Source organism: Bacillus pumilus (assembly GCF_003431975.1).
Taxonomy (GTDB): domain Bacteria; phylum Bacillota; class Bacilli; order Bacillales; family Bacillaceae; genus Bacillus; species Bacillus pumilus_N.
In genome coordinates this window covers 1,424,199-1,436,319 of the sequence record NZ_CP027116.1, presented here as the reverse complement: position 1 = coordinate 1,436,319, position 12,121 = coordinate 1,424,199, and the positions used below count along the sequence as shown (strand labels likewise).

The following is a 12,121-nucleotide window of genomic DNA, read 5'->3' as shown; positions in this document are numbered from 1 at the left end:
AGAGAGAACGGAATACATGGTCTCATGTGACTTCAACCGAAAGGAGGCGGCCTCTGATGCTTCGTCGTCTGCGCAAGAAAATTCGAAGACAATGGAAGGACATGCTTCGTAAAAAATCGATTGCTTAAAGGGATCTTCCGCACATTTGCCGAAGGTCCTTTTTTCTCAGAGACTTTTCTTATGCGCGTTTTTTTAATATAATAGAATAAGCGAGTGTAACATACGGTATTTAAGGAGAGATTTGGATGATATATAAGGTATTTTTTCAGGCAAGTACTACTGAGGTACCTGTAAGAGAACACACAGATTCACTATACGTTGAAGCGGTTTCTGAAAGAGACGTACGCGATAAGTTGAAAAAACATAACTACAACATTGAATTCATTCAGCCTGTAGACGGTGCTTTTTTAGACTATGAACGAGAAAGTGAAAATTTTAAAGTATTGGAGCTATGAGAGGAATGAAATTTGTTAAAAACGATCAGGCGGCAGTTTTTGCGCTCGGCGGTTTAGGCGAGATCGGTAAAAACACGTATGGCGTTCAATTTCAAGATGAAATCATTTTAATTGATGCTGGTATTAAGTTCCCTGAAGATGAGCTTCTTGGAATTGACTACGTCATCCCTGACTATACGTACTTAGTTAAAAACGAAGATAAAATCAAAGGTCTTTTCATCACTCACGGACATGAAGACCACATCGGCGGTATTCCTTACCTTCTCAAGCAAGTGAATATTCCAGTTTACGGAGGCAAACTCGCAATCGGCCTACTTCGTAACAAATTGGAAGAACACGGACTCTTGAGACAAACACAACTTCACATCTTTGAAGAGGAAGATACCATTAAATTTAGAAAAACAGCTGTGTCCTTCTTTAGAACAACACACAGCATTCCAGATTCTTATGGAATTGTCGTTAAGACACCTCCTGGTAACATCGTACATACAGGTGATTTCAAGTTTGACTTTACGCCTGTTGGCGAACCTGCCAACTTAACAAAAATGGCTGAAATCGGGAAAGAAGGCGTTCTTTGTCTTCTATCTGACAGTACAAACAGTGAAATTCCAGAATTTACGATGTCTGAACGACGCGTAGGCGAAAGCATTGATGACATCTTTAGAAAAGTAGACGGACGTATCATCTTTGCTACATTTGCTTCAAACATCCACAGACTTCAGCAAGTCATTGAGTCTGCTGTAGCCAATGGCCGGAAAGTGGCTGTGTTTGGACGCAGTATGGAGTCTGCCATTGATATTGGACAAGAACTTGGCTATATTAAATGCCCAAAAAATACGTTCATTGAACACAATGAAATCAACCGTCTCCCGGCAAACAAAGTGACCATCCTTTGTACTGGAAGCCAAGGTGAACCGATGGCTGCTCTTTCACGTATTGCAAACGGTACTCACCGCCAAATTTCGATTAACCCTGGAGACACTGTTGTCTTCTCATCTTCACCGATTCCGGGTAACAATATTAGCGTAAGCCGTACCATTAACCAGCTTTACCGTGCTGGTGCTGAGGTCATTCATGGCTCACTCAATAATATTCATACATCTGGTCACGGTGGACAAGAAGAGCAAAAACTGATGCTCCGTTTAATCAAACCGAAATTCTTCATGCCGATTCACGGTGAATACCGCATGCAAAAAACGCATATCAAACTTGCGAATGATTGCGGCATTCCTGAGGAAAACTGCTTCATCATGGATAACGGTGAAGTTCTTGCGCTGAAAGGTGACGAAGCTAGTGTTGCTGGCAAAATTCCATCGGGTAACGTGTATATCGACGGAAGCGGAATTGGCGATATCGGGAATATCGTCTTAAGAGACCGCCGCATTCTTTCAGAAGAAGGCCTTGTCATTGTGGTCGTCAGCATGGACATGAAAGAATTCAAAATCTCTGCTGGTCCTGATCTCATCTCAAGAGGCTTTGTCTACATGAGAGAATCTGGAGACCTCATCAACGACGCACAAGACTTGATTTCAAAGCATCTTGAAAAAGTCATGGAACGCAAGACGACTCAGTGGTCAGAAATTAAGAACGAAATCACTGACACACTTGCACCTTTCCTTTATGAAAAAACAAGACGCCGTCCAATGATCTTACCGATTATTATGGAAGTGTAACCACAAAAAGAGACATGAGCCAATTGGCTATGTCTCTTTTTTTCGGCGATCATCAAAAAACCGCACATATACAAAGTATACATGCGGCACCTCATACTTTTATGATTGAATCGGAAGGTGCTGAAAGCTTCTGACATCAAACAATCCCTTTGTCGTCATTTTTACATCAGGAATGACTGGGAGAGCCAAAAAGGACAGCGTCAAAAATGGGTTAAAGTCTAACGCAAAACCTGTTTTTTTCAATGCTTCATGGAGTTCATGAAGGCTCTCATTGACGAGATGTGCAGGCTGATCAGATAATAAACCGGCGATCGGTAATGGCAGCGTATGAAGTGACTGGCCTTCTTTGACAACCGTCAAACCGCCGCCTGCTTCTTTTAGCACATCAATGGCCTTAAGAATATCGGCATCATTTGTGCCAACCGCAATTAAGTTATGTGAATCATGCGCAACCGTTGTTGCAATCGCGCCCTCTTCTAAACCGAAACCGCTGACGATCCCTACCCCAAGCTCTGATAAACCTTGATGGCGTTCGACAAGCACCATTTTTAATACATCTCTGTCTGTATCACTAGTGAATTGTCCGTTCGTTACTGAAGGAGAGACTTGTTCTAATTTTGTTTCAAGCTGATTCGGAATAATACGAATTACATTCATTTTTTGATGGTCCATCATAGGCAATGCAAGATCTTGCTCTTGAACGTCCATTGCATGTACCGATTGTAATAATGCTGGATTTGGTTCAATTTTTTCGACACTCGGCTGATACTCACCGCGCTCGGCAACCAATTCTCCTGCAATAAATACGCTTGTGATGTCAACTTCATGAAGGTCAGAGACGAGCATAAAATCAGCATCAAAACCTGGTGCAATGGCTCCCTTTGTTTTAAGACCAAAACACTCTGCAGCGTTTAAGCTCCCCATTTGATAGGCTAAAAATGGGTCTAATCCTTCTTTTATGGACATTCGTACTTGCTCATCAATACTTCCCTGAGCCATTAAATCATCTAAATGTTTATCATCTGTACAAAAGAAGAAGCGTCTCGCATTCTTCTCATTGACAGCTGGTAAAACGTTTTTCACGTTTTTAGCAACAGATCCTTCTCTCAGCATGACATACATGCCCCTTTTCACACGTTCAAGGGCTTCCTCTGCTGTTGTCACCTCATGATCTGTTTGGACATTCGCTGTCCGGTAAACGTTTATTAATCGATCCGTTAAGCCTGCTAGATGGCCATCAATCAATTTTTTCTCGTTTTGAGCATCAAGGAGCTTTTGAAGCATATCTTCTTCTGCCTGCTCCACCCCGACATAGTCCATTACCTCGGCAAGACCAAGAACTTCCTTCTCTTGATATAGGGGCTTTAAATCTTTCGCCTTTAATGTAGCACCTGATCGTTCAAAACTGACTGCCGGCACACAGGATGGCAGCATGAAATAAATATTCAAAGCAGCTTTTCTCGCTTCTTCCAGCATAAAACGGATGCCTGTTATACCTGACACATTGGCAATTTCATGCGGGTCTGTGACGACCGTTGTCACACCATGAGGAACGACAGCTTTGGAGAATTCAGCAGGGGTGACCATAGAGGACTCGATATGAACGTGGCCATCAATAAAACCAGGTACAAGCATTTGTCCTGCTGCATCTAGCTCTTGTTCTCCCTCGTACTCTCCTATCCCAACGATTTGTCCATTTTCAACAGCGACATCAGTGTCTATCCATTCCTGGTTAAACACGTCCATAACTTTCGCATGTTTAATCACGAGTGCTGCTTTTTTTCTCTTTGCAGCTACCTCAATTTGATGTCTGAAAAGCTCCTTATCCAACGACACTGCCTCCTCCAAGTAAACAATATAATGTTTCTTATCGTAAACGAATCTGTTTGCCCAGTCAATGACATTTAGAGAAAATCAACCATATTAAAAGGCTGATTTTTATTTCTGAATAGTGATAATTGCACGAAAAATAAAGCGATGCATATTTGCTTTTATTCAATAGGAAAACAAGTCTTTTCCGTTTCTTCTTCCTCTTCACTGTCCACCTGAAATGTACACAAGTCATATAAAAAAACACCCCGTCCTCGGAGTGTTTAATCATCATTCTGCATTTCTCGTTTTTCAAAGCGTCCTATATCCGCTACTGACCCAATGACAATGAGGACATCTTCTTTTTGAATCATTTCATCTGCCAGCGGAGAAACGATGACTTCTTTTCCTCGCTTAATCGCCACAATGTTGATGCCATATCTTGCTCGAATATCAAGATCTAACAGAGAATGACCCGCAAGCCTGCTGTTTGCCACAATCTCAATCAGACTATACTCATCAGACAGCTCTAAATAATCGAGTACATTGTTAGAAATGATTTTATGTGCAATCCGCCTACCCATATCTCGCTCTGGATGAACAATGCGATCCGCTCCAATTTTATTTAGCACCTTTTCATGGTAGTCATTTTGCGCTTTTACGGTGACCATTTTCACGCCAAGCTCTTTCAGCATAATCGTTGTTAAAATACTAGCCTGAATGTTTTCCCCAATCGCAACGATGACATGATCAAAATTGCGAATCCCGAGATTTTTTAAAACAGACTCGTCCGTCGAATCGCCAATGACCGCGTGTGAGGCAATTTTTGCGTATTCGTTCACTCGATCTTCATTCATGTCCATTGCCATGACTTCAAGTCCTTCTTCGCTCAGCGCCTTGCAAATACTTCCACCAAAACGTCCAAGACCAATGACTGCATATTCCTTTTTCATGTTCAGACTCCTTTTATTTCACTTATCTTGCATTTTACTACGGTTTCATTAATGAATCCATATGCGAACGAATTTTTTTGCGGAACACTTCACTTAAATAGAGGTCTGCACCTTTTTCAATTTCACTGCGATAATGAGCTGGTGGAGCGATTTCTTCGCTCTTTTGAAGCACAAGAAAGGTTAAACAGTCCTCATAGATTTGATCACCTATATTGACATCGACAAACGCTGGACGATATGTCCCCTCATATACGCCTTCTCGTTTGTATAAATAATGAATAGCATCAAAAGGAACCTTATATAAAACCCCCTCTGTTTCTCCGCCGTCTTCTACCATATCAGCCCTTGATCCATCAGGCCTCACCAATGTAAACCTCGTGGTAAAACCGTTCAGGACACCACCGCCGATGATTTGTTTGAAGTGATGATCGACTTCAGCCAGCTTAAATCTAGCATCATCCATACAGGAGCCATAAGCAAAGTAATAGAAGGATGACGGCTTCTGCTGCCACATTTTATATGCTTTCCAGCAGCCGCTTTCTATTTCTTTTAGTGTTGATGCCTTCTGCTTTGGCACAGTGTATGTCACGGCTGTCATCTGACCTTGATCAGTCATGACATTGATTTCCTGCTTGTCATACCCTCCCTCTAGTACGTCAATCTTATTCAACGTGTCATCTGTCACCTCGTACAATTCTCCATATACGGTGCCTGTTTCAGCGGGAACGCACGCAGGGTATCCGTGATTTGTATCGTAGACCTTTCCATTCACCCAAGCAGATTTTGCTAATAGCCTGCTCTCCTTCATATACGCCTCGTGGTGCTCTTCATGCCGCAAGAGCGTCCCATATACAAATAAAGCCTTCATCGTCATGATCACGTCCTCTCAACTTGCCGCTGTCTGTTTTTTTGACAGACAGGCAAATAAATATGAAAAGCTGTGCCTTTTCCTAGTTCACTAGATACGTCCATTCTTCCATGATGGTCTTTTAAAATCGTCGCACAGATGGTCAGACCAAGCCCAGTCCCTTCTTTTTTCGTGGAGAAGAAAGGATCATATATTTTTTGAATATCCTCTTCAGACATCCCTTTCCCTTCATCTTGAATGGTAATCTTCCATTCATTCAATATTTTTTCTGTAGATATGTATATGCTGCCGCCTTCAGGCATTGCCTCAATGGCATTTTTAATTAGATTAATGAACAGCTGCTTCATTTGGTTAGCATCCGCTAAAACAGCACCGGCATCCTGCTTTTTAAATGGCTGTTTGAGATCAATATTTGAAAGTACTGCATTTGTTTTTAATAAGGTAATCACTTGTTCTAGGAGCTCATGAAGCTGGACTTCTTGAAAATGGACCGATTGAGGCTTAGCCAGCACAAGCAGCTCACTTAAAACAAAATCAATCCGTTTAATTTCGGAAAAGATAATGTCAAAATAATCGGTTCTTTCAGGATATTGTGTCTTCATCAGCTGCAAAAAACCGTTTACGGATGTCAGGGGATTTCTGACTTCATGGGCGATTCCAGCGGCTATTTGACCTGCAACAGCCAGCTTTTGCGCCTGCATTTGCAATTGCTGGTTGGACCTTTCAAGCTCAAGCTTTGCCTCCTTTTGTTTCGTAATATCAGCAACCGTTCCAATCCCTCCAGTAAACTGGTTCTGCTCATTAAAATAGAGCTTATAATGAACGTCACCCCATACCTTCTTCCCCTCTTTATGGAGAAGCCGCAGTTCAACCCGCCCCGCATCCTTATGCTCTTTGACCACAGATAATAAATGCTGGACCACGTGCTCCTCTTGATCAAAGTACTGATTGTACATAGTGCCAAGACATTCTTCTATATCATAGCCGGTCATTTGTTTCCACGCTTGATTTAAGAAAATGATTTGACCTTTCTCGTTTGTTTCGAAGACGATTTCTTGCAAGTTATCTGTTATTCGATTCAGCCGCTCTGTCAGTTCGTGCGCTTCTTTTTCTCTCTTATTTAAATCTGACACAAGTAGGTTTAAGCGGTCCACATAGCCAGAGATGACCCATATACCTGCTAAAACCAAAACTGTAAAGGCTAGATCGAGCGGCCAATTAATTTGATAGCCGCTTAGATAATAAAAGAAATCCCAGCTTAAGATTAAAATAAATGCAAGAACAGATAACACGATCCGCACTTGATATGTTTTGTTCAAATGATTCCACCTGCCGCCCTGAGATTCTTTGTCAATTGTACCATTTTCCACTTATTTTTTGAGGGAGATGGGGCATTTTTAAGGAACTTTTTCAGAAAAAAATAGCCTGTCTCAGCACAAAGGAAGAGATCAGGCTATTTTTACTTACTGCTGAAGAGCTTCTTGCAGTTCTTTTAACAGTAGTTCTGCGCCTTCAGCGCTTAATGTAATTTGACCATTTCCATATTCATGGTTCTCTGATGTAATCTCACCAGTCATGAGACAAACACCCTCTGGCTGATATTTTTTCAAGACGATTTTCTCTCCATCTATAAAAAATTCCATACTGTCTTTAATCGCAATATCAAGTGCTCTTCTTAATTCGATCGGCATCACAATACGCCCTAGTTCATCTACTTTTCTTACAACTCCGATAGATTTCAATTTCGTTCCCTCTTTCTTTCATTAGCTCAAGATCAATCTGTTTTTCACCAATTGATATATCGTAGACGTAAGAGATTCTCAAAAGGTTTCTCTCAGTTAAAAATTTTTTTCATAAACGGAAAAACAAAGGGAAAATTTATTGTGATTGTCAAAATGAGACTTGAATTTTACAAGTTCATTTCAAGGTATTCACAAACCCCCACAAATGGCATCAACCCTCTGAACTTTTAAATGTAAAATTGTTTAAAACAGCAAAAATAGAGATTGGGTGAAAACATGTTTCAAAATGCCGAAATTGGAATTGATTTAGGAACAGCTAACATATTGGTTTATAGTAAAAATAAGGGAATCATTTTAAATGAACCGTCCGTCGTCGCAGTCGATACAGAAACAAAAACTGTACTTGCAGTCGGATCAGAAGCAAAAGAAATGATCGGGAAAACACCTGGGAAAATTGTGGCGATCCGTCCGATGAAAGACGGTGTCATCGCTGATTATGATATGACGACAGATTTACTTAAACAAATCATGAAAAAAGCAGGAAAGAATATCGGGTTTACCTTCAGAAAACCAACGGTCGTAGTATGTACTCCTTCTGGTTCAACAGCTGTTGAGCGCCGTGCAATTAGCGATGCTGTAAAAAATTGCGGAGCGAAGCACGTGCATTTAATTGAAGAACCCGTTGCAGCTGCAATTGGTGCTGATCTTCCGGTAGACGAGCCTGTTGCAAACGTCGTGGTTGATATTGGCGGAGGAACAACAGAAGTGGCCATCATTTCGTTTGGCGGCGTTGTGTCTTGTCATTCCATTCGAATTGGCGGAGATCAACTGGATGAGGATATCATTACGTTTGTCAGAAAGAAATATAATCTATTAATCGGCGAACGGACAGCCGAGCAGGTTAAAATGGAAATCGGATATGGACTCATCAAGCATGAGCCAGAGTCCTTAGAAGTGCGTGGCCGTGATCTTGTGACAGGTCTTCCAAAAACGATTACACTTGAATCTCATGAAATTCAAGGTGCCATGCGAGAATCACTCCTTCATATTTTAGAGGCCATCCGTGCCACATTAGAGGACAGCCCTCCAGAGCTTAGTGGTGACATTGTAGACCGCGGCGTCATCTTAACTGGCGGCGGCGCTCTGTTAAATGGGATTCAAGAATGGCTCTCACAGGAGATTGTCGTTCCAGTTCATATTGCAGCAAATCCCCTTGAATCTGTCGCAATCGGAACAGGTCGTTCATTAGAAGTCATTCATAAATTACAAAAAACTTTAAAATAATCTTCTTGTTCTACTTCTTTTTTTATCATTTCGATCATATCGTGAGAAATGGATAAACGTGAAGGAGGAAGAACATGTTGCTTGATTTAGGTAAACGGGTCGTTGTCACAGTCATTTTAACGGGTATTATTTTAGGAGGAATGAGCCTGTCGTTTTCACATATGCCCCCTTCTAATGCACAGCCTGTGAAACAACTGAACCGCTAAAAAAGCCGCACGAAAGCGGCTTTTTTATTTTGGCTTGAAACGTGCTCCCCATTTTCCTTTTCGGTCTTAAATCTGATATGATGAACATGACTAAAGGAGGGTTTTTTATGAGTTCATTTGAAAAACAGCTAGATCAATATGCTAAGACCATCGTTGAAGTCGGTGTGAATGTTCAAAAAGAACAGGAAATCGTCGTATCAGCATCTACTGAATCCGCAGACCTTGTTCGTCTGGTAGCGAAACATGCGTATGAGCGCGGGGCGAAAAACGTACATATCCGCTGGAGTGATGGTGTTCTTGCCCGTTTAAAATATGAACATGCACCGCAGGAGGTATTTGAGCAATTCCCAGAATGGGAAGCTCAGATGATGGAAACGATCGCAAAACGTGGCGGCGCTTTTATTACGATCTTGTCAGAAAGCCCTGATCTTCTGAGAGGCATTGACTCGAAAAAAATCGCTGCACAGCAAAAAGCCGCTGGATCAGCCCTTCATACATATCGCCAATTCGTTCAATCTGACAAAGTTGCTTGGACGGTCGTAGGCGCTGCATCAAAAGAATGGGCGAAAAAGATTTTCCCTGACCATACAGACGATGAAGCTGTCGCTTTATTATGGGATCAAATTTTTAAAGTCGCACGCGCTGATCAAGCTGATCCTGTTGACGCTTGGAAAAAGCACGATGAGTCATTAAATGAAAAGGTTAAAATACTAAATGAACGCCATTACCATAAACTTCATTATGATGCTCCTGGTACTGATTTAACGATTGAGCTCCCTAAGCAGCACATTTGGGTAGGTGCCGGCAGCGTGAGTGAGCGCGGCGTCTCTTTCATGGCCAACATGCCAACAGAAGAAGTATTTACCGTACCGAAAAAAGATGGTGTAAATGGGACTGTCTCAAGCACAAAACCGCTCAGCTATGCAGGAAATATCATTGATGAGTTTACTTTAACATTTGAAAATGGCCGAATTATCGATGTGAAAGCGAAGGAAGGCGAAAACATTTTAACTTCGCTCGTTGAAACAGATGAAGGCTCTCATTATCTAGGTGAAGTTGCTCTCGTACCAGATGATTCACCAATCTCAAACTCGAATATTCTCTATTACAATACCCTTTATGATGAAAACGCATCGAATCACCTTGCCATCGGCAGCGGATATGCGTTCAATATCGAAGGCGGTAAAGAGATGAATCGTGAAGAATTGGATGCAGCTGGTGTAAACAACAGTATTACACACGTCGATTTCATGATTGGTTCAAAGGAAATGAATATTGACGGCATTACAAAAGACGGAAAACGCGAACCGATCTTCCGAAATGGAAACTGGGCAATTTAATCAAAAAAAAGACATCCACTTTTGGATGTCTTTTCTTATTTACGCATAAAGCTCATCGAGTCTCTTTCGAATCTCTTGGTCTGATAAGAACTCATCATATGTTGTTTGTTTATCAACGATGCCATTTGGCGTCACTTCGATGATACGGTTTGCCACTGTTTCAACAAACTGATGGTCATGAGATGAGAAGAGCATTGCTCCTTTAAAGCTCATTAAACCGTTATTCAGTGCTGTAATGGATTCTAAGTCTAAGTGGTTCGTCGGCTCATCCAGTAGCAAAACATTCGCTCCTGACAGCATCATTTTCGATAACATACAGCGAACCTTTTCTCCTCCTGATAAGACGCTTGCTTTTTTCTTTACTTCTTCCCCAGAGAAAAGCATACGTCCTAAGAACCCGCGTAAGAAGCTTTCGCTTTGATCATTAGGAGAATATTGACGAAGCCAATCCACTAGATCGACATCATTTCCTTCAAAGTATTCACTATTGTCTTTCGGGAAAAAGGCTTGAGATGTTGTGACGCCCCATTTAAACGTACCACTGTCTGGCTCCATCTCTCCAGCAAGGATTTTAAATAAAGTGGACACAGCAAGCTCATTACGGCTTAAGAACGCAATTTTATCTTCGCGATTCATGATAAAGCTGACGTTATCAAGGACCTTCACACCGTCAATTGTTTTCGATAGACCTTCTACTTGCAGGACGTCATTTCCGATTTCGCGCTCTGGCGAAAAATGAACATACGGATATTTACGTGAAGACGGCTTAATGTCATCTAAAGAGATTTTATCAAGCAATTTCTTTCTTGAGGTCGCTTGCTTTGATTTAGACGCATTCGCACTAAAACGGGCAACGAACTCTTGAAGCTGCTTAATTTGCTCTTCTTTTTTCTTATTTGCATCTTGGCTGAGTTTCAGCGCTAGCTGGCTGGACTCATACCAGAAATCATAGTTACCGACATATACTTGAATTTTTCCGAAATCAAGGTCCGCAATATGTGTACACACTTTGTTTAAGAAGTGACGGTCATGCGAAACGACAATGACGGTATTTTCAAAATTAATGAGGAACTCTTCCAGCCACTGGATAGCCTGTAAGTCCAAGTGGTTGGTTGGCTCATCAAGAAGAAGAACGTCAGGCTTACCAAATAAAGCTTGAGCTAGTAGTACTTTTACCTTTTCAGAACCACCAAGCTCAGACATTTTTTTCGATTGAAGGCTCTCTGGAATACCAAGACCTTTTAATAAAATCGCTGCTTCACTTTCAGCTTCCCAGCCGTTTAACTCAGCGAACTCACCTTCAAGCTCTGCTGCACGAATCCCGTCTTCATCTGAGAAATCAGGTTTCATATAGATCGCATCTTTCTCCTGCATCACATCATATAGACGTTTATGACCCATGATGACGACTTTTAACACTTCAAACTCTTCGTATTCAAAGTGGTTCTGTTTTAAAATCGCTAAACGCTCACCAGGGCTCATATGAACATCACCCGTCTGAGCTTCAATTTCTCCTGAAAGAATCTTTAGAAACGTTGATTTACCAGCTCCATTGGCACCAATTAATCCGTAGCAGTTGCCAGGAGTGAATTTAATATTTACTTCTTCAAATAGTTTACGATCCGCAAAACGCAAACTAACATTATTTACTGCAATCATTTATTAATCCTCCATCACTCATTCATCAATATGAAGTATAACATGAATAACGTTTGATAGAAACGTCTCTCGCTTAGAACGAAGGCAATTTGTCCATTATGGTATAATAAGTAGGAATGATTTGTTGAAGGA

General features: G+C 41.3%; 11 protein-coding genes. 5 read left to right on the top strand and 6 right to left on the bottom strand.

The genetic code is table 11. The features are described 5' to 3' along the window. Positions 1-245: 245 nt before the first annotated feature. Positions 246-455 carry a DNA-dependent RNA polymerase subunit epsilon gene (locus C5695_RS07295; protein WP_008345114.1) on the top strand — a complete coding sequence of 70 codons (210 nt, stop codon included), beginning with the start codon at positions 246-248 and terminating at the stop codon, positions 453-455. A gap of 5 nt (positions 456-460) precedes the next feature. Beyond that, positions 461-2,128 (top strand): ribonuclease J1, encoded by a 1,668-nt coding sequence (gene rnjA, locus C5695_RS07290; protein ID WP_117730158.1) that lies wholly within the window; start codon positions 461-463, stop codon positions 2,126-2,128. A 99-nt stretch (positions 2,129-2,227) separates the two neighbouring features. Here the strand turns inward: rnjA and ade are convergent, their stop codons facing one another. The 5 genes from ade to C5695_RS07265 all read right to left on the bottom strand — a co-directional run bounded on the left by ade (position 2,228) and on the right by C5695_RS07265 (position 7,500). Further along, positions 2,228-3,958: an adenine deaminase gene (gene ade, locus C5695_RS07285; RefSeq protein ID WP_117730157.1), complete on the bottom strand. Its 1,731-nt coding sequence runs from the start codon at positions 3,956-3,958 to the stop codon at positions 2,228-2,230. Positions 3,959-4,221: 263 nt separating this feature from the next. After that, on the bottom strand, positions 4,222-4,890 hold the full coding sequence (locus C5695_RS07280; RefSeq protein ID WP_117730156.1) for a potassium channel family protein: 669 nt from the start codon (positions 4,888-4,890) through the stop codon (positions 4,222-4,224). Positions 4,891-4,927: 37 nt separating this feature from the next. Next, a complete protein-coding gene (locus C5695_RS07275) occupies positions 4,928-5,764 on the bottom strand; it encodes a gamma-glutamylcyclotransferase family protein (protein WP_117730155.1) in 837 nt (278 codons plus the stop codon). Between the two features lie 2 nt (positions 5,765-5,766). Further along, positions 5,767-7,077: an ATP-binding protein gene (locus tag C5695_RS07270; protein ID WP_117730154.1), complete on the bottom strand. Its 1,311-nt coding sequence runs from the start codon at positions 7,075-7,077 to the stop codon at positions 5,767-5,769. A 144-nt stretch (positions 7,078-7,221) separates the two neighbouring features. Next, positions 7,222-7,500 carry a transcriptional regulator AbhA gene (locus C5695_RS07265; protein WP_008345129.1) on the bottom strand — a complete coding sequence of 93 codons (279 nt, stop codon included), beginning with the start codon at positions 7,498-7,500 and terminating at the stop codon, positions 7,222-7,224. A gap of 276 nt (positions 7,501-7,776) precedes the next feature. On the opposite strand from C5695_RS07265, the gene mreBH reads away from it, so the two are divergent. The 3 genes from mreBH (at position 7,777) to C5695_RS07255 (ending at position 10,330) form a co-directional block, all read left to right on the top strand. Further along, on the top strand, positions 7,777-8,784 hold the full coding sequence (gene mreBH / locus C5695_RS07260; protein ID WP_117730153.1) for a rod-share determining protein MreBH: 1,008 nt from the start codon (positions 7,777-7,779) through the stop codon (positions 8,782-8,784). A gap of 74 nt (positions 8,785-8,858) precedes the next feature. Then, positions 8,859-8,990 (top strand): protein YkpC, encoded by a 132-nt coding sequence (locus C5695_RS20460; RefSeq protein ID WP_003210922.1) that lies wholly within the window; start codon positions 8,859-8,861, stop codon positions 8,988-8,990. Between the two features lie 107 nt (positions 8,991-9,097). Continuing rightward, on the top strand, positions 9,098-10,330 hold the full coding sequence (locus tag C5695_RS07255) for an aminopeptidase (protein WP_117730152.1): 1,233 nt from the start codon (positions 9,098-9,100) through the stop codon (positions 10,328-10,330). A 39-nt stretch (positions 10,331-10,369) separates the two neighbouring features. Here C5695_RS07255 and C5695_RS07250 read toward each other — a convergent pair whose 3' ends face one another. Further along, positions 10,370-11,989: an ABC-F family ATP-binding cassette domain-containing protein gene (locus tag C5695_RS07250; protein ID WP_117730151.1), complete on the bottom strand. Its 1,620-nt coding sequence runs from the start codon at positions 11,987-11,989 to the stop codon at positions 10,370-10,372. Between the last annotated feature and the right edge of the window lie 132 nt (positions 11,990-12,121).